23 protein-coding genes are annotated in these 20,399 nt (G+C 70.3%); 14 read left to right on the top strand and 9 right to left on the bottom strand.

Annotated features, from left to right (window positions below; translation table 11 throughout):
* The first annotated feature begins 6 nt into the window (after positions 1–6).
* Positions 7–228, top strand: coding sequence for a hypothetical protein (locus tag BFF78_RS28510; RefSeq protein WP_069781018.1), 222 nt, complete (start codon positions 7–9; stop codon positions 226–228).
* Positions 229–339: 111 nt separating this feature from the next.
* Positions 340–774, top strand: a complete 435-nt coding sequence (locus tag BFF78_RS28505) for a hypothetical protein (RefSeq protein ID WP_069781017.1) — start codon at positions 340–342, stop codon at positions 772–774.
* Here BFF78_RS28505 and BFF78_RS28500 read toward each other — a convergent pair.
* From BFF78_RS28500 to BFF78_RS28485, 4 genes are all read right to left on the bottom strand, one after another.
* Entirely contained in the window at positions 755–1,351 is a 597-nt protein-coding gene (locus tag BFF78_RS28500) for a TetR/AcrR family transcriptional regulator (protein ID WP_069781016.1), read from the bottom strand. The genes BFF78_RS28505 and BFF78_RS28500 overlap by 20 nt on opposite strands.
* Positions 1,352–1,377: 26 nt before the next feature.
* Positions 1,378–2,388 carry an aldo/keto reductase gene (locus BFF78_RS28495; RefSeq protein ID WP_069781015.1) on the bottom strand — a complete coding sequence of 337 codons (1,011 nt, stop codon included), beginning with the start codon at positions 2,386–2,388 and terminating at the stop codon, positions 1,378–1,380.
* Positions 2,389–2,511: 123 nt separating this feature from the next.
* Positions 2,512–3,123: a LysE family translocator gene (locus BFF78_RS28490; protein ID WP_069781014.1), complete on the bottom strand. Its 612-nt coding sequence runs from the start codon at positions 3,121–3,123 to the stop codon at positions 2,512–2,514.
* Positions 3,124–3,251: 128 nt separating this feature from the next.
* The gene (locus BFF78_RS28485) at positions 3,252–4,634 is read right to left on the bottom strand and encodes a glycine--tRNA ligase (protein WP_069781013.1); all 1,383 of its coding nucleotides are present in this window, start codon (positions 4,632–4,634) and stop codon (positions 3,252–3,254) included.
* 184 nt (positions 4,635–4,818) lie between these two features.
* Here BFF78_RS28485 and BFF78_RS28480 point away from each other — a divergent pair, with 184 nt between their 5' ends.
* From BFF78_RS28480 to BFF78_RS28465, 4 genes are all read left to right on the top strand, one after another.
* On the top strand, positions 4,819–5,778 hold the full coding sequence (locus BFF78_RS28480; protein WP_069781012.1) for a metal ABC transporter substrate-binding protein: 960 nt from the start codon (positions 4,819–4,821) through the stop codon (positions 5,776–5,778).
* Between the two features lie 11 nt (positions 5,779–5,789).
* Positions 5,790–6,560 (top strand): metal ABC transporter ATP-binding protein, encoded by a 771-nt coding sequence (locus tag BFF78_RS28475; RefSeq protein ID WP_069781011.1) that lies wholly within the window; start codon positions 5,790–5,792, stop codon positions 6,558–6,560.
* The gene (locus tag BFF78_RS28470) at positions 6,560–7,462 is read left to right on the top strand and encodes a metal ABC transporter permease (protein WP_069781010.1); all 903 of its coding nucleotides are present in this window, start codon (positions 6,560–6,562) and stop codon (positions 7,460–7,462) included. Before BFF78_RS28475 ends, BFF78_RS28470 begins: the two co-directional genes overlap by 1 nt.
* 63 nt (positions 7,463–7,525) lie before the next feature.
* Positions 7,526–7,942, top strand: a complete 417-nt coding sequence (locus BFF78_RS28465; RefSeq protein ID WP_069781009.1) for a Fur family transcriptional regulator — start codon at positions 7,526–7,528, stop codon at positions 7,940–7,942.
* Between the two features lie 303 nt (positions 7,943–8,245).
* Here the strand turns inward: BFF78_RS28465 and BFF78_RS28460 are convergent, their stop codons facing one another.
* From BFF78_RS28460 to BFF78_RS28445, 4 genes are all read right to left on the bottom strand, one after another.
* Positions 8,246–9,577, bottom strand: coding sequence for a histidine-type phosphatase (locus BFF78_RS28460; RefSeq protein ID WP_069781008.1), 1,332 nt, complete (start codon positions 9,575–9,577; stop codon positions 8,246–8,248).
* Positions 9,578–9,617: 40 nt separating this feature from the next.
* Positions 9,618–10,466: an isoprenyl transferase gene (locus BFF78_RS28455; RefSeq protein ID WP_069781007.1), complete on the bottom strand. Its 849-nt coding sequence runs from the start codon at positions 10,464–10,466 to the stop codon at positions 9,618–9,620.
* A 17-nt stretch (positions 10,467–10,483) separates the two neighbouring features.
* The gene (gene recO / locus BFF78_RS28450) at positions 10,484–11,233 is read right to left on the bottom strand and encodes a DNA repair protein RecO (RefSeq protein ID WP_069781006.1); all 750 of its coding nucleotides are present in this window, start codon (positions 11,231–11,233) and stop codon (positions 10,484–10,486) included.
* Between the two features lie 69 nt (positions 11,234–11,302).
* Positions 11,303–11,518, bottom strand: coding sequence for a hypothetical protein (locus BFF78_RS28445; RefSeq protein ID WP_069783868.1), 216 nt, complete (start codon positions 11,516–11,518; stop codon positions 11,303–11,305).
* Between the two features lie 121 nt (positions 11,519–11,639).
* Here BFF78_RS28445 and BFF78_RS28440 point away from each other — a divergent pair, with 121 nt between their 5' ends.
* Complete coding sequence (locus BFF78_RS28440) at positions 11,640–12,473, top strand: helix-turn-helix domain-containing protein (RefSeq protein ID WP_069781005.1); 834 nt, start codon at positions 11,640–11,642, stop codon at positions 12,471–12,473.
* Positions 12,455–12,658: a DUF397 domain-containing protein gene (locus tag BFF78_RS28435; RefSeq protein WP_069781004.1), complete on the top strand. Its 204-nt coding sequence runs from the start codon at positions 12,455–12,457 to the stop codon at positions 12,656–12,658. Before BFF78_RS28440 ends, BFF78_RS28435 begins: the two co-directional genes overlap by 19 nt.
* Here BFF78_RS28435 and BFF78_RS28430 read toward each other — a convergent pair.
* Positions 12,655–12,861, bottom strand: coding sequence for a hypothetical protein (locus tag BFF78_RS28430; RefSeq protein ID WP_069781003.1), 207 nt, complete (start codon positions 12,859–12,861; stop codon positions 12,655–12,657). The two genes, BFF78_RS28435 and BFF78_RS28430, sit on opposite strands and share 4 nt — an antisense overlap.
* 175 nt (positions 12,862–13,036) lie before the next feature.
* Here BFF78_RS28430 and BFF78_RS28425 point away from each other — a divergent pair, with 175 nt between their 5' ends.
* The 6 genes from BFF78_RS28425 to BFF78_RS28400 all read left to right on the top strand — a co-directional run bounded on the left by BFF78_RS28425 (position 13,037) and on the right by BFF78_RS28400 (position 20,399).
* A complete protein-coding gene (locus tag BFF78_RS28425) occupies positions 13,037–14,062 on the top strand; it encodes a DUF2599 domain-containing protein (RefSeq protein WP_069781002.1) in 1,026 nt (341 codons plus the stop codon).
* A 41-nt stretch (positions 14,063–14,103) separates the two neighbouring features.
* Entirely contained in the window at positions 14,104–14,676 is a 573-nt protein-coding gene (locus tag BFF78_RS28420; protein WP_069781001.1) for a phosphatase PAP2 family protein, read from the top strand.
* Between the two features lie 192 nt (positions 14,677–14,868).
* The gene (locus BFF78_RS28415; RefSeq protein WP_069783867.1) at positions 14,869–16,479 is read left to right on the top strand and encodes an ABC transporter substrate-binding protein; all 1,611 of its coding nucleotides are present in this window, start codon (positions 14,869–14,871) and stop codon (positions 16,477–16,479) included.
* Positions 16,480–16,483: 4 nt separating this feature from the next.
* Positions 16,484–17,440, top strand: a complete 957-nt coding sequence (locus BFF78_RS28410; protein WP_069781000.1) for an ABC transporter permease — start codon at positions 16,484–16,486, stop codon at positions 17,438–17,440.
* Positions 17,440–19,398 carry a dipeptide/oligopeptide/nickel ABC transporter permease/ATP-binding protein gene (locus tag BFF78_RS28405; RefSeq protein ID WP_069780999.1) on the top strand — a complete coding sequence of 653 codons (1,959 nt, stop codon included), beginning with the start codon at positions 17,440–17,442 and terminating at the stop codon, positions 19,396–19,398. Before BFF78_RS28410 ends, BFF78_RS28405 begins: the two co-directional genes overlap by 1 nt.
* Complete coding sequence (locus BFF78_RS28400; RefSeq protein WP_069780998.1) at positions 19,395–20,399, top strand: ABC transporter ATP-binding protein; 1,005 nt, start codon at positions 19,395–19,397, stop codon at positions 20,397–20,399. Before BFF78_RS28405 ends, BFF78_RS28400 begins: the two co-directional genes overlap by 4 nt.

Here is a 20,399-nt window from a genome sequence, read left to right as displayed (position 1 = left end):
GGCGCCATGCCGCAGGGCAACAGCACGAGCAAGGTCAGCCGCTGGGACCAGCACGGCCGGGAGCACGTCGTCCGGGTACAGCGCACGGGGGTGCAGCGCACGATCAGATGCGACACATGCGGCTGGCGCAGGGGCGCGCAGTTCCTGCCGTGGCTGAAGGCGCAGGAGCATCTGGCCGAGGCTCATCAGGCGACGGTCGATCCGGCGGCCCCGCAGCCGTCGAAGTAGCGACGCCAGGCCGCCATACAGCACTTGACCTGCGCTCTTTCCCGCTCGAGTGGCCGGTTCCGGAAACCCGGTCCAGCCTTGTAGAGGTTCATCGAGCGACAGGAGAGAGATATGACCTCGGTACTCCGCCATCGCTACGGCCTCGCGCTCGGAGCGGGTGCACTCTCCGTGGCGCTGCTCTCCGGCGGAACGGCCGGAGCCTTCGCCGCCACTGTCACCCCCTCCCCCACGACCTCCCCCACGACCAGCCCGACGACCGGGATGGCCTCGATCACCCTCACGGCCAAGCCGACCTCGGTGAAGGCCGGACAGAGCGTGCTGTTCACGGGACGCACCAAGGGCCTGAAGGTCGGCTCCCCGCTGGTGCTCCAGCAGCTGTCGAACGGCAAGTGGGTGCCCGTGAGCGCCAGCGGCAAGGTGAAGTCGGGCAGTTCGTACGCGATCACCGCCAAGCTCAGCAAGAAGGGCACGCACACACTGCGGGTCGGGAGCGCGACCAAGTCCGGAAAGGTCTACTCACCCACCGTCACGGTGACGGTGACCTGAGCCCCCGTATCAGCAGGTCCACGACGGCCGTGAACTCCTCGTCGACTCCGGGAGCCGTCCATTCCCGGGCGTAGCAGGGGTCGTGGAAACGGCCGGTGGCCTGGAAGACGGCCCGGGCCGCGGCGGCCGGGTCGGGCACCGCGAAGGCGCCCGACCCGGCCCCTTCCATGATGATCCGGGTCAGCTGCGCGGTCAGGTCGGCGATGTGCTCGCCGACCGCCGTGCCGTTCTCGTCGGCCAGCACGGTGTAGGTGGCGAAGAGTTCCGGGTCGTCGCCCGCCTTGTGCCGTTTGGCCTCGAACAGCGCCGCGAGCCAGGCCCGCAGCCGCTCCTCGGGGGTGCCGTCCGCCACGACGATCCCCGCGAGCTTCTCGGACGTCCGGTCCAGCCAGCGCTTGGTGACGGCCTCGCGCAGCGCCGCCTTGGTGCGGAAGTGCCGGTACACACTGCCGTGGCTGACGCCGAGCGCGCGGGCCACGTCCACCACGGTGGCCTTGGCGGGGCCGTGGCGGCGCAGCACCTCCTCGGTCGCTTCGAGGATGCGCTCGGCGGTCAGGGTCTCGGTGGGCGGTGCCATGTCTCAGACCGTACCTGGCGCCACGGTCAGCGCTCGCTGTCGAGGTGCGCCATCTGCGCGGTCGGGTAGCGGTCGCCGGCCGCCGCGTGTGCCGGTACGGCCTCCTCGATCGCCGCGAGATCGGCCGCGTCCAGGGTCACGTCCAGCGCGCCCAGCGACTCGCCGAGCCGCTCGCGGGTGCGGGCGCCGATCAGCGGCACGATGTCCTCACCGCGGGCGAGCACCCAGGCGATGGCGATCTGGGCGACCGTCACGCCCTTCTGCTCGGCGATCTTGCGCAGGGCCTCGACCAGGTTCAGGTTGTGCTGGAGGTTCTCGCCCTGGAAGCGGGGCGAGTGGGCGCGGAAGTCGGTCGCGGCCAGCTGCCGGTCGCGGGCGAAGTGCCCGGAGATCAGGCCGCGGGAGAGCACGCCGTACGCGGTGATGCCGATGCCCAGCTCGCGGGTGGCCGGCAGGATGTCCCGCTCGATGCCCCGGCTGATCAGCGAGTACTCGATCTGCAGGTCGGCGACGGGGGCGGTGGCTGCGGCCCGGCGGATCGTCTCGGCGCCGACCTCGCTCAGGCCGACGTGCCGGACGTACCCCTTCTCGATCAGTTCGGCGATCGCGCCGACGGTCTCCTCGATCGGCACGTCGGGGTCGAGGCGGGCGATCCGGTAGACGTCGATGTGGTCGACGCCGAGGCGCTGCAGGGAGTAGGCGGCGAAGTTCTTCACCGCGGCCGGGCGGCCGTCGTAGCCCGCCCAGTTGCCCTCCGGGTCGCGCAGGGCGCCGAACTTCACGCTGGTCAGAGCCTGCTCGCGGAGGGCGGCCGGGGCGGTACGCAGGGCCTCGCCGATCAGCATCTCGTTGTGCCCCATGGCGTAGAAGTCACCGGTGTCCAGCAGGGTGACACCCGCCTCCAGGGCGGCGTGGACGGTCGCGATCGACTCCGCGCGGTCGGCGTCGCCGTACAGCGCGGACATGCCCATGCAGCCGAGGCCGAGGGCGGAGACGGCGGGTCCGGTGGTTCCGAGGCTTCGGTTTCGCATCGTCATGCCCTTCACATTGGCATGACAGATGACAGATTTCAATATCTGTCAGTCCAGGGGCATGAAGGTGGCCACGCGAAGAACTGGATGTTCGGCGACAACGTCAGGGCATTGCAGGGGCGTTGGGTCTCAGCGGGCGGTGAGGGCGAGCTTGGCGCCGAGCGCCAGGAAGGACCCGGCGAAGCTCCGGCGCATCCAGGCCGTGACCGCCGGCCGGGAGGTGATCAGGTCGCGCACGGAGGCGGCGAGGACGCCGTACAGGGTGAAGACGACGAAGGTCAGCGCCATGAACACCCCGCTCAGTCCCAGCATGCGCGCCAGGGCGTGCGGCTCGTCGGGGTTCACGAACTGGGGCAGGAAGGCGAAGAAGAACAGGGTCAGCTTGGGGTTGAGCAGGTTGATCAGGACACCCCGGAGGATCACGCGGCCCGCCGGGCGCGGTGCACCGCCCTCCTCGACGGTGATCGCGCCCTTGTCCCGCAGCGTCGCCCACGCCATGTACAGGAGGTAGGCCACACCGGCGTACTTCAGCGTCTGGAACGCGGTGGCACTCGCGTTCAGCAGCGCGGCGAGCCCGGTCACGGTGGCGAGCACATGCGGGACGATCCCCAGCGTGCAGGCCAGCGCGGCCAGGACGCTCGCGCGGCGGCCGCCGGAAAGGGCGGCGGAGAGGGTGTAGACGACTCCGGTGCCGGGGGTGATCACGAGAATGAGGGTGGTCAGCAGGAAGGCGAGGCTCATACGGCCAGGCTGCCGCGTGCGAGGGCCGGGGAGACAGGGCCAAAGAAGCACCGGCGGGCCGTACCAAAACGCCCACCCACCGGCCGAGCGAGTCGGGCAGGTGGGTGGGCGGAAGAGTGGAGCCGACGTCAGCAGCCGAGCAGGCGCCCGGCGAGGTACCCCTCGATCTGGTCGAGAGAAACCCGCTCCTGCTTCATCGAGTCACGCTCGCGCACGGTCACGGCGTTGTCCTCGAGCGTGTCGAAGTCGACGGTCACGCAGTACGGCGTGCCGATCTCGTCCTGGCGCCGGTAACGGCGGCCGATCGCACCGGCGTCGTCGAACTCGATGTTCCAGTGCTGCCGCAGCGCCTGGGCGAGACCCTTGGCCTTCGGGGACAGCTCGGGGTTGCGGGACAGCGGCAGAACCGCGACCTTGACCGGGGCGAGCCGGTGGTCGAGCCGCAGCACGGTCCGCTTCTCCATCTTGCCCTTGGCGTTCGGCGCCTCGTCCTCGACGTAGGCGTCGAGCAGGAAGGCCAGCATGGTGCGGCCGACACCCGCCGCCGGCTCGATGACGTACGGCGTCCAGCGCTCGCCGGCCTCCTGGTCGAAGTAGGAGAGGTCCTGGCCGGAGGCCTTGGAGTGGGCGCCGAGGTCGTAGTCGGTCCGGTTGGCGACACCCTCCAGCTCGCCCCACTCCGAGCCGCCGAACTGGAAGCGGTACTCGATGTCGGCGGTGCGCTTGGAGTAGTGGGAGAGCTTCTCCTTCGGGTGCTCGTACCAGCGCATGTTCTCAGTACGCAGGCCCAGGCCCGTGTACCAGTTCCAGCGCTGCTCCATCCAGTACTCCTGCCACTTCTCGTCCTCGCCCGGCTTGACGAAGAACTCCATCTCCATCTGCTCGAACTCGCGGGTGCGGAAGATGAAGTTGCCCGGCGTGATCTCGTTGCGGAAGGACTTGCCCATCTGGGCGATGCCGAACGGCGGCTTGCGGCGCGAGGTGGTCTGTACCTGGGCGAAGTTGGTGAAGATGCCCTGGGCGGTCTCCGGGCGCAGGTAGGCGATCGAGCCGCTGTCCTGGGTCGGGCCGAGGTGCGTCGACAGCAGCCCCGAGAACTGCTTGGGCTCGGTGAACTGGCCCTTGTTGCCGCAGTTCGGGCAGTTGATGTCGGCCAGGCCGTTCGCCGGGGCGTGACCCTTCTTCTCCTCGTACGCCTCTTCCAGGTGGTCGGCGCGGAACCGCTTGTGACACGCGGTGCACTCGGTCAGCGGGTCCGTGAAGGTGGCGACGTGGCCGGACGCGACCCAGACCTCGGAGGCCAGGATGACGGACGAGTCGATACCGACCACGTCCTCGCGCGACGTCACCATGTAGCGCCACCACTGGCGCTTGATGTTCTCCTTGAGCTCGACACCCAGCGGTCCGTAGTCCCAGGCGGCACGCTGTCCGCCGTAGATCTCACTGCACGGGAAAACGAAGCCACGGCGCTTGCTCAGGCTGACGATGGTGTCGATCTTGTCGGCGGCCACGGTGCTCTCTTCATTACGACGACGGGCGTTGAAGCGAGATGCTTCCAGCGAATGATTCAGGTTACCGGCGCAGGCTCCCCCACGACCAAATCGGCCCCCCACCTGAAGGCTCTCCCCTGGCTCCCACCAGCCTCGCACGGGCGCTTGTTGACAACGGTTTCCATGTTTGTTGAAAATGACTGTCATGAACGTACGACGACGCCTCATACCCGCCGCCGCGGTCACCGCCGTGACCGCCCTCGGCCTCGGCACCCTCACGGCCTGCTCCGGCGACAGGGCGGAGGCGGCCAACACCGGCAGGTTCGACGTCGTCGCGTCCTTCTACCCCATGGCCTTCCTCGCCGAGCGGATCGGCGGGGCCCACGTCCACGTCACCAGTCTGACCTCCCCCGGCCAGGAACCGCACGACCTGGAGATCAGCCCCAAGCAGATCGCCCTGCTCCAGGACTCCGACGCGGTCCTGTACCTGAAGAACCTGCAGCCCTCCGTCGACGACGCGGTGGCCCAGTCCCCGGTCAAGACGAAGATCGACGCGGCCTCGCTGACCACGCTGGAACAGCACGGCACCGAGGTCGGCGGCCACGCGGCCGCGCGCGACACCCACAGCAACGAGGAGTCCTCGGCCAAGGACCCGCACATCTGGCTCGACCCGGTGCGCTACGCCCAGGTCGCCGAGGGCGTCGGCAAGGCCTTCGAGAAGGCCGACCCCAAGCACGCCGCCGACTACAAGAAGAACACCACGGCCCTGGTCGAGCAGCTGACCGGCCTGGACCAGCGGTTCCAGCACGGCCTCGCGCACACGAAGACCAAGGTCTTCGTCACCACCCACGCCGCCTTCGGCTACCTCGCCGAGCGCTACGGACTGACCGAGGAGGCCGTGAGCGGCCTCGACCCCGAGTCCGAGCCCAGCGCCGCGCGCGTGAAGGACCTGGAGACGATGGCCAAGGCCGACGGCGTCTCCACCGTCTTCTACGAGACGCTCGTCAGCGACAAGACCGCGAAGACCATCGCGCACGACGCGGGCCTGAGGACCGACGTGCTGGACCCGATCGAGGGCATCACGGCCAAGTCCCGCGGCAAGGACTACTTCTCCGTCCAGGAGGCCAACCTCAAGGCGCTCCAGCAGGCACTGGGCGCGAAGTGAAGGGACACGAGATGACCGGCGAACCCGTCATATCCCTGCGCGGGGTGACCGCCGAACTCGGCGCACGTCCCGTGCTGCGCGGCATCGATCTCACCGTCGGCCGCGGCGAGGTCGTCGCGCTGCTCGGCGCCAACGGCTCCGGCAAGTCCACGGCGATCCGCACGATCATCGGCCAGGTCCCGGTCAGCGGCGGCGCGATCGAGCTGTTCGGCACCCCGCGCCGCGCCTTCCGCGACTGGGCGCGTGTGGGGTACGTACCCCAGCGGACGACGGCCGCGGGCGGGGTGCCCGCGACGGTGACCGAGATCGTGTCGTCCGGCCGGCTCTCCCGCACCCGCTTCGGCGTCTTCCGCAAGGCCGACCGCCAGGCCGTGCACCGGGCCCTGGAGCTGGTCGGGATGGCCGACCGCGCCAGGGACTCGGTCAGCGCCCTCTCCGGCGGCCAGCACCAGCGCGTCCTGATCGCCCGCGCCCTCGTCGCCGAGCCCGAACTGCTGATCATGGACGAGCCGATGGCGGGCGTCGACCTGGCCAGCCAGGAGGTGCTCGCCCGCACGCTGGAGCAGCAAGTCGGCTCCGGTACGACGGTCCTGCTCGTCCTGCACGAACTGGGCCCCCTGGAGCCCCTGATCGACCGGGCGGTCGTCCTGCGCGACGGCTGCGTCCTGCACGACGGCCCACCTCCGCAGGCCGTCGGCCAGCACGCGCTCCCCGGCCACGACCACGTACACCCGCACGCACCGGCGGGTGCGGAACCCCTGCGGACGGGACTGCTGAGCTGATGGACCTCCTCGCCTACGACTTCATGCAGCGCTCGCTGCTCGCCGCCGTGCTGGTCGGCATCACGGCCCCCGCGATCGGCATCTACCTGGTGCAGCGCCGCCAGCCCCTGATGGGCGACGGCATCGGCCACGTGGCGATGACCGGCGTCGGCCTGGGCTTCCTGCTGCACGCCTCGCCGGTGTGGATGGCCACGGCCGTCTCGGCGCTCGGCTCGGTCCTGATGGAGCTGGTCCGCTGGTACGGCAAGGCCCGGGGCGACATCGCACTGGCCATGCTCTTCTACGGCGGTATGGCGGGCGGCGTGATGTTCGTCAACATCACGCCGGGCGGGTCCAACGCCAACCTCAGCTCGTATCTGTTCGGCTCGCTGTCGACGGTCTCCCCCTCGGACGTGACGGCCATCTCGGTCCTGGCGGCGTTCGTGGTCGTGGTGACCCTGGGGCTGCGCCGTCAGCTCTTCGCGGTCAACCAGGACGAGGAGTTCGCGCGGGTGACGGGCCTTCCCGTGCGCGCGCTCAATCTGCTCACGGCGGTCACGGCGGCGGTCACCGTCGCCGTCGCGATGCGGGTCGTCGGGCTGATCCTGATCTCCGCGCTGATGGTGGTGCCGGTCGCGGCGGCGCAAGTGCTCACCCGGAGCTTCGCGGCGACCTTCGCGATCGCGGTCGGGATCGGGGTGACGGTGACGGTCAGCGGTACGGTGACGTCGTTCTACCAGGATGTTCCGCCCGGCGCGACGATCGTCCTGCTGACCATCGCCGCGTTCGTCGCGCTGACCGTCCTGGCCACGCCGTTGGCCCGCCGACGCGCCCGTGCGGCGACCGCGGCCGGGCCCGCCGGGGACCCGGCGGAGTGCTCGATTCCGGCCATCGAAGGGGCCGGGGACAAGATCGGCGCCTGACCGCTGACAGCCCGGGCTGGCACAATGGCCGCCCGGGCAGAAGCGAGACGTGAGGAGACAACGGTGACGACCGCTGGACCGCCCGTGAGGGGCCGCGCGACCCGCCAGCGTGCAGCCGTGGCGGCGGCCCTTGACGAGGTCGAGGAGTTCCGCAGCGCGCAGGAACTGCACGACATGCTCAAACACAAGGGTGACGCGGTCGGGCTCACCACCGTCTACCGCACGCTGCAGTCCCTCGCCGAGGCCGGCGAGGTCGACGTACTGCGCACCTCCGACGGCGAGTCCGTCTACCGCCGCTGCTCGACCGGTGAACACCATCACCATCTCGTCTGCCGCGCCTGCGGCAAGGCGGTGGAGGTCGAGGGGCCCGCGGTGGAGAAGTGGGCCGAGGCGATCGCCGCGGAGCACGGGTACGTCAACGTGGCCCACACGGTGGAGATCTTCGGCACCTGCGCGGACTGCGCCGCACAGGTCTGCTGAGCCTCGTGGTGGCGTTCTTGTCGTCGCTGAGCAGGACGAACACGCGCGGCGTCTCGCGGTAACGGGGCTGTGCGGCCCAGACGACCGATCCCGTGGTGTGGTCGGTCGTCACGGTCACGCCGTTCTCCGTGACCGTCGCCCGGAACAGGCCCCGCCGCACGGCCACCTTGTGGAACGTACGGGCCTGCAACCAGGGCGACAGCACCGTCACCAGGATGGCCAGAACCGTTGCCGTCAGCACGCCGGGCGAGAAGTGCCTGCCCCCGGTCGCGAACGACATGATCTCCATGACCCCTGCGATGATCAGCCGCGCCCGAAGCAGCGCTCCAACTCGTCGAAGTCGTAGAACGCACTGCCCTTGGCGATCGGGCGGCAGCCCGTCTTGAAGGGCGTCTCCTTCTCGTTGTAGAGCATGCGGACCAGGTAGCGGTCGTCCTTCTTGAACACGTCCCACTGGATGTCGGCGCCCAGGGGTGCGACGTCCGCGCCCCGCCAGGGGTTGCCGGCGTAGGTGTAGGGCTCGTCCGGGTCGGCCGGCTCGGTGCTGCCGGGCAGCCCCATCAGCGCGGCCAGCGGGATGATCTCCTCGGCGTGGGTGAAGCGCAGTTCGGCGCCCAGGTCGCTGGTGCCGGCCCGCTTGGCCTCGATCTGCCGGAAGAAGTCGGCGAGGAGGACATCGGCCATCTTGTAGGTGATGTCGCTGCCCGAGAAGCCGGGGCCCTTCTCGTAGAAGTCCTCCGCGTCCCCGAGGTAACCGAACCACGCCGCGTCCGAGCGGGAGAGGTAGCGGTCCATGCCCCAGCCCCTGCCGTCCGGGTCCGGGCTCTCCTCGCTCATCGCGGGCGCGATGGCGTACAGGTCGTAGACGGCTCGGGCCGCGCCCACCTGGTCGGTGATCCCGTCGGCGAACGGCTCCTTGAACAGGCGGCGCAGGACATCGCGCGCGGCCCCGTGCGTCCTGGGCTGGTCGGTGATCGCGTTCAGGGTGTCCTTGAGGCGCTGGTCGTGCGCGATGTAGTCGCGGTACGCCGCGCCGCCCGCCGCCTTGTGGAAGTACAGCAGGTCCTTGTCGGTGCGGGTCGGCCCGATCAGCGGCTTCAGCGCGGGGTCGGCGGCGGCGAGGGCGCCGGTGTACTCGCCCGCGCTGTCCACGGCCCGCCCCTGCCCGGAGCTGACCACGTCGATCCTCTCGCCCTGGTCGGCGATGTCCTGGAACAGGGTGGGCAGCCGCTGTGCCGTGCGCGTCGCCGTGTCCCGCATCTCCTGCCGGCCGCGCCCGCTGAGGTTGCCGTACCCGGCCTTCTCCATGGCGGCCATGAGCGCCCGTACCGTCGGCCCGAACTCCTCACCTTCCTCGGTGAGTTGGTCCTCGGCGTGCGCCTTGTCCCACAGTGCGAGGATCAGGTCGCCGTCCTCGCTGCCGGTCGCCGCACGGGAGCCGTGCCGGGAGGCGTTCTCGGTGAAGACGGGCTCGAAGCCGGCCGGGGGCCGCTGGTAGGTGTGCGCGTTCTGCTCGGGCTGGTACGGGGCCTTGGTGCCGTAACTCTCCCGGTGCGCGGGGCCGTCGGCGGCGTGCGCGGGCAGCGCGGTGAGCAGCAGGGCGCCGAGGGCGAGGAGGGGGGTGAGACGTCTCATGAGTCCCGCATCCTCGGCGGCCCGCGTGAACCACCGGTGGCTAGGAGGTGGACTCGCCCTTCATCGCGGCCTCCATGGCGAGCAGGTCCTCGTTCGGCACGGCGCCGCCGAACCGCCGGTCGCGGGAGGCGAATTCGACGCAGGCCCGCCACAGGTCACGGCGGTCGAAGTCGGGCCACAGCACGTCCTGGAAGACCATCTCGGCGTACGCGCTCTGCCAGAGCAGGTAGTTGGAGGTGCGCTGCTCCCCGCTGGGCCGCAGGAAGAGGTCCACGTCCGGCATGTCCGGGTAGTACAGGTACTTCTGGATGGTCTTCTCGCTGACCTTCGCCGGGTCCAGACGGCCCGCCCGCACATCCTCGGCCAGCGCCTTCGCCGCGTCGGCGAGCTCGGCCCGGCCGCCGTAGTTCATGCAGAAGTACAGGGTGAGCAGATCGTTGCCCTTGGTCTGCTCCTGGGCGATCTGCAGCTCCTTGGCGACCGACTTCCACAGCTTGGGCATACGGCCCACCCAGCGCACCCGGATGCCGAGCGCGTCGAGCTGGTCGCGGGTCTTGCGGATGAAGTCGCGGTTGAAGTTCATCAGGAAGCGGACCTCGTCGGGCGAGCGCTTCCAGTTCTCGGTGGAGAAGGCGTAGAGGGAGATGTTGCGGACGCCGATCTCGATCGATCCCTGCAGCACGTCCAGCACCCGCTCGGCGCCGACCTTGTGGCCCTCGGTGCGCGGCAGACCGCGCTCCTTCGCCCACCGCCCGTTGCCGTCCATGACGATGGCGACGTGGTTCGGGACCAGCTCGCCGGGGAGCTTCGGCGCGCGCGCACCGGACGGATGGGGCTCCGGCGCCTGGTACTCACGCCGCTGGCGCCCCAGGATCCCGCGTACGACCATGTGCTTCTCGTCTCCCTCTACGTCTTTTCCACATACCTGAGCGAACGCAGCCCGCGCTCCAGATGCCAGTGCAGGTAGGCGGACACCAGCCCGCTGCCCTCCCGGACGTACCGCGCCTCGCACGCGTCCGCCGTCTCCCAGTCTCCCGTAAGCAGCGCGCCGAGCAGAACCAGGGTCTGCGGCGACGGTACGACACTCCCGGCCACCCGGCAGTCGGCGCAGACGGAACCGCCGGAGGCCACGGAGAAGAACCGGTTCGGACCGGGCATCCCGCACTTCGCGCAGTCGCTGAAACTCGGGGCGTACCCGTTGACGGCGAGGGAGCGGAGCAGGAAGGCGTCGAGGACGAGGTGGGGCGCGTGCTCGCCCCGGGCCAGCGTCCGCAGGGCACCGACGAGCAGCAGATACTGCTGCACCGCCGGCTCCCCCTCGTGATCGGTGAACCGCTCGGCGGTCTCCAGCATGGCCGTCCCGGCGGTGTACCGCGCGTAGTCGGTGACGATCCCGCCGCCGTACGGAGCGATGGTCTCACTCTGCGTGCACAGGGGCAGCCCGCGCCCGACCAGTTCGCTCCCGCGCGCGAAGAACTGCACGTCGACGTGGGAGAAGGGCTCCAGCCGGGCCCCGAACTTCGACTTCGTCCGCCGCACACCCCGGGCGACGGCGCGTACCCGCCCGTGACCGCGCGTGAGCAGGGTGATGATCCGGTCCGCCTCACCCAGCTTCTGGGTGCGCAGCACGATGCCGTCGTCGCGGAACAGACTCATGGCCCCATTCTCGCGCAAGCTCTCCGGTGCCCGGACCCTCGGATACCGGAAATCGTCCGGCGGGCGCCCCTAGGGCACCTCGCCACGGCTGCGGGCGTTGGCGTACGCGGTGGCCGCGCTGAGCCGCTCGGCGGGGGTGGCCGGCCGTACGGCCGCCGGGTCCACGTCCCACTCCCGCCCCCCGCCATAGGGTCTCAGCTGCACATACGGCCCCACATGCCCCATCACTACTCCGATCCGTCCGGTACGGGTGTCCACTGCATGGCTGCCGACGGGTGGCTTCACGGCCAACTCGCTGCCCCTTCCTGCCGGGTTTCACTCTTCGCACATCCAGAGTGACTCTCCGCGTCTAGACTCGGCAGGGGTCTGCGCCCTGCAAGTGCGATGCAGGTCAAGGGGGTTGGCCATGGCCAACGGTTCGCGCCAGGCGGCGTGGGAGTTCTTCGGAGCCGAGCTGAAACGGCGCCGGGAGGACAGGGGACTCACCCAGGCCGACCTGGGCACCCGCGTCTTCGTCTCCGGCGGATACATCGGCCAGTTCGAGCAGGCGATCCGCAAGCCCCAGCTGGACATCGCCCAGCGGATCGACCAAGCCCTGCAAACCGACGGTATTTTCGAGCGGCTGTGCCGCAAACTCATCGACGACCGGCGCTATGCGGAGTACTTCGCGGAGGTCGTGGAACTGGAGCGGGTGGCTACGCGGATCTGTGAGTTCGCCCCCACCGTGGTGCCGGGCCTTCTGCAGACGAAGGCCTACGCCGAGGCGGTCACGCTCGCGGCCAACCCGTTCGTCACGGACGAGTACGTCGAGGACATCGTGGGGGCTCGACTGGAACGGGCCCGCATCCTCAAGGACGCCACACGGCCCGAGTATTGGGTGATCCTGCATGAGAACGTCGTGCGCATCCCCGTGGGCGGCCCGCAGGCGATGGCGGAGCAACTGGAGCACGTCGCCGGGCTCACGCGGGAGCGGACGGTGTGGGCGACGGTGATTCCGTACGCGACCGGGGCCCACGCGGCGATGACAGGGGATCTACGGCTCATGGACTTCGAGGACGCGCCGCCGGTCGCCTATACAGAGACCTCGTTTTCGGGAACGCTGATGGATGATCCGGCTGTGGTGAAGCGGGCACACCGCGCATACGATCTCCTCAGGGTCGCCGCGCTGTCGCCGGAGGCGTCCCTCGCCCTGATCGAGTCGGCGGCTGAGGACCACAGACGATGCACACCCACGATCTGAGCAACGCCCGCTGGCGCAAGAGCACGTACAGCAACGGCGAGGGCGGCAACTGCATCGAGGTCGCCGACGAAGTCCCCGGGCTCGTGCCCGTCCGGGACAGCAAGGTGCCCGCTGGTGATGTGCTGGTGGTCGGGGCGGACGCCTGGGGGGAGTTCGTCGGCGCCGTGACGGCCGCGCGTCTCTAGGGCAGCCAGGACGTCAGGGGGTCGTGGCACTTGGAGACGTCGGGCTGCTCGGCGCACTGCTGGTAGGCGCGTTCGGCGGGGAGCCGGGACAGGCCGAGCATGGCGAGCGGCAGCGCGGCGACGGCCGTCACCACCACCACGAGGGCGATCTTCACACCCTTGCGCACCGCACCCCTGGCTTTGGCGTCAACCGTCTCACCCATGCCCCCAGAGTAGGGCAGGGCGGGCCAAGAAATGTCCTGCTGTTTCTCTTTTTTGACAAGGTGTCACTCCAGGGCTTCCCTCTGTGCCACGATCTGTCCGACGTGAAGATCATGTGAAATTCACACACGTTTCCTTCACGCCTTCGGCACGCTCATCGAGTTCAAGGGGGGACGCATGCGCGTGAAGACCCTGTCCAGACCAGTCGCTGTCGCCGTGGCGCTGGTGATGTACGCGGGGGGCACGGCTCTGGCCGACGGCACTCCCACCGACCCGCCGGCCGCCGCGGACACGATCGCCCAGCAGGTCAACAACGTCGCACCGCCGGCCGACGTCGTCCCGCCGGCCGAGGGCAAGGACGGCGGCACGCTCACGGCGAGCGGCAGCGACATCAAGGTGACCGCACCGGCGGACAACTCCGGCGCCGTCCAGGTCGCCCCGGCCGACTCACCCGGAGACACCATCGGCATCGGCCTGCCGGGCAGCGGGAGCGGTGACGCGGCGGTCGCCTCCGACGGGACGATCACCTACCAGAACGCCGCGCCCGCCACCGATCTGGCGGTGCAGCCGCTGGACCAGAGCGTCCGCCTGGAGACCGTCGTCCGGGACGGCACCGCGCCGACCCGCTACACCTACCCCGTGAGCCTTCCCGCCGGTGCGAGCATGGCGGTGCAGGACGACGGAAGCGTGCTGATATCCGGCACCGACGGCACCTCGCTCGGCGCGTTCGCCGCCCCCTGGGCCAAGGACGCGAACGGCAAGGACATCCCGACCCGGTACGAGGTCCAGGGCGACTCGCTCGTCCAGGTGATCGACCACACCACCACCGCCGACATCGCCTACCCGGTCGTCGCCGACCCGTGGCTGTGGCGCGACCTGATCCACAGCGCCTCCTGGACGTACCACTCCGGCTACGGGTGGACCCTGAAGGTCCAGCCCACCGACTGGCAGCGGTTCTGGAACGGGTACGCTCCGGCGCAGGCCGGCTGGAACGAGCTGTACGCCAAGTACCGGAACCACGGCCTGAACACCAACCTGGGCTCGATGAAGAACCAGTACCTCTGCCACGTGCTGATCGTCTCCTGGTACTCGCCGAACAAGGCCACGTGGGACCTCGACGAGTGGCGCCCCGACGTCGGCCTGACCGACACCATCAACCACAAGTGCAACCCGGGCCCGGGAGGCTTCCCCGGGGAGTGGTGAGCCCCGGCAGCACCTGAACGACCCAGGAAAGGCAGTGCGGCATGGCAGCGCCGTTCGCTCCGCTGACGGCGGCGGACCGGGACATCCTGCGGTGGCTCGCCGCGCATCGCGGCGCCGGCTGGACCGCCCTGGCCGAAGGGCTGATGGACCTCGGCCTCAACGTGGTCCTGCTCGCTCTGCTGCTGCTGGCCGCACTGCTCGCCGCGCTGGTGGTACGCCGCCTGCGGCCGCTCGTCGCGGCCGCGGGCGGCGCCGCCGTCGTCTCGGTCGTGGCCTCCCAGGTGCTCAAGCACCTCATCGCACGGCCACGCCCGGACGCAGGCCTCGCACTCGTCCATGCGGGCGGATACTCCATGCCGTCGACGGACGCCGCCCTGGTCGCCGGGCTCACCGCCGCCGCCGTCCTCGCGGTGCGGTGGCCGGGCCGGGCGTGGCGGCTCACCGTGTCGGCCGGTGCGGTCGCGGCGAACCTGGTGACCGGGTGGGCCCTCGTGTATCTCGGGGTGCACTGGACGACCGACGTCCTGGCCGGCTGGCTCCTGGGCGGCACGATCGGCGCCGCCGTCGGCACCCTCGTACGCCGGCGCGCCACCGACGGGGAACCGGCCCCCTGAGGATCTCCCTGCCGGGCCGCTCCGGTTCGGCCGCACTGGTGCGGCCTCTGACTGCTACGCCATTCGTGCATGCGCCCTTGACCACCCCTTGGCGCGCTCCTATGGTCGCGCTGACCCACCGGACGTAGGACGTCGTACCTCCCTGCCCTCTCCCCGCCAGGAGGACCCGTGCGTGACGACGTGACCCACGACATGCCGGCACCACACCGCCGGTCCTTCCTCGGCGGCGTCGGCGCGCTCGCCCTGGCCGCCGGGCTGCCGCCCGCGCTGACCGCCTGCTCCGCCGGACCGCAGTCCACGAACGACACCGGGGACGGCGGCAGCGGCAAGGACCGGACGCTGACCGCCGTGATCGGCTACGGCAACGACGGCAGCTGGGATCCGACGCAGACGGCGTCGGCGTTCTGCATGGCCGCCAACAACCACGTCTACGAAGGACTGCTGGACACCGATCCGATCACCCGGGTCCCCTATCCGGCACTCGCCACCGAGGTCCCGAAAGACGCGCACGCCACCACCTGGCGGTTCACCCTGCGCTCGGGCGCGACCTTCCACGACGGCAAGCCCGTCACCGCCGACGACGTCGTGTTCGTCTTCGACCGGATCCTCGATCCGAAGACCCAGACCCTCGCCAAGGGGTTCTTCGCGAGCTGGCTGAGCGGCGTCCGCGCTGTCGACTCGCGCACCGTCGAGCTCGTGCTCAAGTTCCCCTTCCCCGACGGGCTTTCCCGGCTCACCCTCGCCAAGATCATGCCGAAACACGTCTTCGCCCGGCCCGGCGCCTGGGACGACGCCATCAAGGGGCTGGCCGTGGGCTCGGGGCCGTACCGGCAGACCGCGCACCATCCGAAGTCCAACACCACCTTCGAGGCGTACGCCGGCTACAACGGGCCCCGGCCGCCCGCCTTCAAGCGCATGAACTGGCTGACCATCGTGGACGCCGCTCCGCGCGTCGCGAAGATCTCCGGGTCCGGCGCCGGGGCGCAGATCGCCGACAACATCCCGTACGCCAATATCGCGCGGCTGGAGCAGGGGGGCCTGACGGTCGCGGGCGGCGCCGGGATGAACAACCTGTTCCTGATGTTCAACACGCGGCACAAGCCCTTCGACGACGTACGGGTGCGGCAGGCGCTGCACTACGCCATCGACACCGAGAAGATGGTGCAGGTCGCCCTGAGGGGGCACGGGAAGCCGGCCTCCTCGTTCCTGAACGAGGGCAATCCGAGCTACCGGCGGGCCAGGACCGTCTACGACTACGACCCCGGCAGGGCGAAGGCGCTGCTGAAGGCGGCGGGCGTCTCGGACCTCGAGGTCGACATCCTGGCCGTGAACGTCAGTTGGATCGTGGACTGTCTGCCGACCATCAAGTCCTCCTGGGACGCGGTCGGTGTGCGGACGACCCTCGCGCCGCAGGAGACCACGGCCGTGTTCACCAAGATGGATCAGAAGCAGGACTACCAGGTCGTCGCCGCCGCATCCAATCCCAATCAGTTCGGGCTCGACGCCGATCTGATCATGCATTACAACTACGGGCCGCAGAACCTGTGGATGGGGTACACCCGGTGGGCGGACGATCCGGTGGCCAAGCGGCTCTTCGCGGACATGGACCGGGCGACCCGGGAACCGGACCCCGCGAAGAAGAAGGCGATCGTCCAGGACTACATCGACGTCGTCGCCGAGCAGGCCGTGCTGTACCCGGTGGTGCACAACGAGCTGATGACGGCCTGGGACCCGCGCAAGCTCACCGGGATAAGGGCACAGCCGTACCCGGGGATCAACCTGCTCCAGGCCAAGTGGGCCTGACGGCATGACGGCCGTCGCCCGGATCCTGCTCCGCCGTATCGCCCTGCTCGTGCCGCTGATGCTCGGGATCGTGCTGTTCGTGTTCCTGGTGATGCGGTTCTCGGACGTCGATCCGGCGTCCGCGTTCTTCCAGGGGGCGAATCCGACTCCGCAGCAGCTGCACGACTTCCGGGAGCGGAACGGGCTGCTCGACCCGCTGCCCGTGCGCTACGTCCACTTCGTCGGCGATCTGCTCCACGGCGACCTCGGCACCAGCGCCCTGACCCGGGCCCCGGTGGCCGACCAGGTCGGCACCGCGCTGCCGCTCACCCTCCAGCTGACCTTCCTCGGTCTCGCCCTCGCGGTGGTGCTGGCGCTGGCTGGCGGCGTGACGGCCGCTGTGTACCGGGACCGGCTGCCGGACCAGATCATCCGGGTCGTCTCGCTCGTCGGGGTCGCCGCTCCCGGGTTCTGGCTGGCGCTGCTGATGATCCAGTACCTGGCGGTGGACCAGGGGTGGTTCCCGACCGGTGGATACATCAACCCCGCCGACTCCGTCACCGGCTGGCTGAAGACCATGACGCTGCCCGCGATCGCCCTGTCCCTGCCGGTGGCCGCCCAGCTGACGAGGATCGTACGGACCTCGGTGGTGGAGGAGCTCGACAAGGACTATGTGCGCACGGCGATCGGGAGCGGGCTGCCGCCCCGGGTCGTCGTCGGCCGGAACGTCCTCAGGAACGCCCTGGTCAATCCGCTGACCGTGCTCGGGCTGCGGGTCGGCTATCTCCTCGGCGGTGCCGTGGTCATCGAGACGATCTTCTCGCTGCCCGGCATGGGCAAGCTGATGATCGACGCCGTGCAGAACGGTGATCCGGCGGTGGTGCAGGGGGTGGTGCTCACGACCGCCACCGGGTTCGTCGTCGTCAACCTCGTCATCGACATCCTGTATCTGCTGGTCAACCCACGTCTGAGGGCGGGCTGATGGTCACGCGCGCGCGTCTTGCCGAGCGCCTCACCCGGACCGGTGGCATCCGGCCGCGGGGCCTGCGCCGGCTGCCGCTGCTGTCGAAGGCCGCCGCCTGCTTCCTGGCCCTCGTCATCCTGGTCGCCGTACTCGCTCCCCTGCTCGCCCCGGACGATCCGCTCGACCAGCAGGACCCGGTCGGCGGCAGCGGGCATCCGTCCGCCGCGCACTGGCTCGGGCAGGACAGCCTCGGCCGGGACATCCTGAGCCGGCTGATGTACGGCGCCCGGTGGTCGCTGGCCATCGGACTGGGCGCGACCGGGCTCGCCCTGGTCGTGGGTGCCGTCATCGGAGCGGTGGCCGCCACCTCCCGCAAGGCGGTCGACGAGACGCTGATGCGCTGTCTGGACGTGGTGATGGCGTTTCCCGGCATCGCGCTCGCGGCCGTCCTGGTCGCGGTCTTCGGCGGCGGGATCGGCGTACTGATCTGCGCCATCGCCTTCCTGTTCACACCGCCCGTCGCCCGGGTCGTACGGGCCAACGTCCTCGACCAGTACGGCGAGGACTACGTCACGGCGGAACGGGTGATCGGCGCCCGTACGCCGCACATCGTGCTGCGGCACGTGGCCGTCAACTGCGCGGCCCCGGTACTGGTGTTCTGGACGGTCCAGGTCGCCGAGGCGATCGTGTTCGAGGCGTCGCTGTCCTTCATCGGCGCCGGTGTACGGCCGCCGGACCCGTCCTGGGGCAGTGTCATCGCCGACGGCAAGAACATGGTGCTGACCGGCGGCTGGTGGGCGACCGTCTTCCCCGGGCTGCTGATCCTGCTGACCGTGCTGTCGCTGAACATCCTCTCCGAGGGCGTGTCCGACGCGTGGGCGGCACCGGCCGCACGGGAAGTGCCCTCACCCGAGGACCGGTTGGAGAAGGCGGAACCCGGTGACGTACTCCCGCTGCCCGGACTGGCCGAGGCCGCCCGGCGCCTGCGGTCCCGGGCCCGGCCGCTGCCCGACCGGAGCGGACAGCCGGTGCTCGCCGTGGAGAACCTCACCATCGGCTTCCCCGACCGGCACCGGGGCGTGGACATCGTCGCCGGGGCCGGCTTCGAGGTGTACGCCGGTGAAGTGCTCGGCCTGGTCGGCGAGTCGGGCTGCGGGAAGTCGCTGACCGCGCTCACCGTCATGGGGCTCCAGCCGAGGGGCGCGCGCATCGGCGGTCAGGTGCGGTTCCGGCAGCGGGACCTGCTCGCCGAGCCGATGCGGGTGCGGCGGCGGCTGCTCGGGCACGAGATGGCGATGGTCTACCAGGACGCCCTGTCCTCACTGAACCCGGCGATGACCATCCGCGCCCAGCTGAAGCAGCTCGTCCGGCGCGGCGGCCGGCGCGGTCCGCGCGAGCTGATGGAACTGGTCGGCCTGGACCCCGAGCGCACCCTGCGCAGCTACCCGCACGAACTGTCCGGCGGCCAGCGCCAGCGCGTGCTCATCGCCATGGCCCTCTCCCGCGAGCCACGGCTGATCGTCGCCGACGAGCCGACGACCGCCCTGGACGTCACCGTGCAGGCCCAGGTGATGGAACTGCTGCTGCGGCTGCGCGCGGAGCTGGGCTTCGCGCTGATCCTGGTCTCGCACGATCTGGCGCTGGTCGCCGACGTCACCGACCGGGTGGTGGTGATGTACGGCGGGCAGATCGTGGAGAGCGGGGTGACCGCCGACCTGGTGGCGGCGCCGGCCCACCACTACACGCGCGGTCTGCTCGGCAGCGTGCTGTCGCTGGAGTCGGCCGAGGAGCGGATGACGCAGATCAAGGGGGTCGTACCCGCTCCGGCCGACTTCCCGGCGGGCTGCCGCTTCGCCGGCCGCTGCCCGCTGGCGACCGGGGTGTGCCACACCTCGGCGCCCGTCCTCGCCGGTACGGCCACCCACGCGGCCGCCTGCCATCATCCGGCCGTTTCCGTGGAGGGGGCTCTGCAGTGAACGCCGTCGTCGAGGTCCGAAACGCCCATGTGGTGCACAAGGCCCGCAGCGGCGGACTGCTCGGGCGCGACCGGGTGTACGCCCTGACGGGCGCCGATCTCACCGTGGCCGCCGGGGAGACGGTGGGCGTGGTCGGCGAGTCGGGGTGCGGGAAGTCGACGCTGGCCAGGGTGCTGGTGGGCATCCAGCGGCCGGTGCCGGGGTCGGTGGCGTTCCGGGGCCGTGACCTGTGGACCATGCCGCCCGCCGAACGCCGGGCCACCGTGGGTGCCGGTGTCGGGATGGTCTTCCAGGACCCGTCGACCGCGCTGAACCGGCGGCTGACGGTACGGCGGATCCTGCGCGACCCGCTGGACGTCCACGACCGGGGTACCAGGAGCGAACGGGAGGACCGGGTAAGGGAGTTGATGGGTCTCGTGGGTCTCCCCCGGGCCCTCGCCGACGTCCTGCCCGGGCAGCTCTCCGGCGGTCAGCGGCAGCGCGTCGCCATCGCCCGCGCGCTCGCCCTGGACCCCGCCCTGGTCGTCGCCGACGAGCCGACCAGCGCCCTGGACGTGTCGGTGCGCGCGCAGATCCTCAACCTCCTGCTGGACCTGAGGGAACGCCTCGGCCTCGCCCTGGTGTTCGTCTCGCACGACATCCAGACGGTACGGCGGATGAGCGACCGGGTGATCACCATGTACCTGGGCCGGATCGTGGAGGAGACCCCGGCCGACCGGGTCACCGGCGCCGCCCGGCACCCGTACACCCGCGCGCTGTTCTCGGCCACGCCCGGCCTGCTGCACCCCATCGACCCGATGCCGCTGACCGGTCCGGTGCCCTCGGCGACCCGGCCGCCGAGCGGCTGCCCGTTCCGCACCCGCTGCCGGCGGGCGGACGGGTTGTGTGCCGAGGTGATGCCGGACTTCTCGGCCGCGTCGCGGCCTGGACACCGCTACCGGTGCCACCATCCTGTGGAGGAGGACCAGCCGACTCGCGCCCCCGTACGCCAGGAGCCCTGA

Source organism: Streptomyces fodineus (assembly GCF_001735805.1).
Lineage (GTDB): Bacteria > Actinomycetota > Actinomycetes > Streptomycetales > Streptomycetaceae > Streptomyces > Streptomyces fodineus.
The sequence above is the reverse complement of the archived record's forward strand: the minus strand, read 5'-3'. Positions and strand labels throughout refer to the sequence as shown.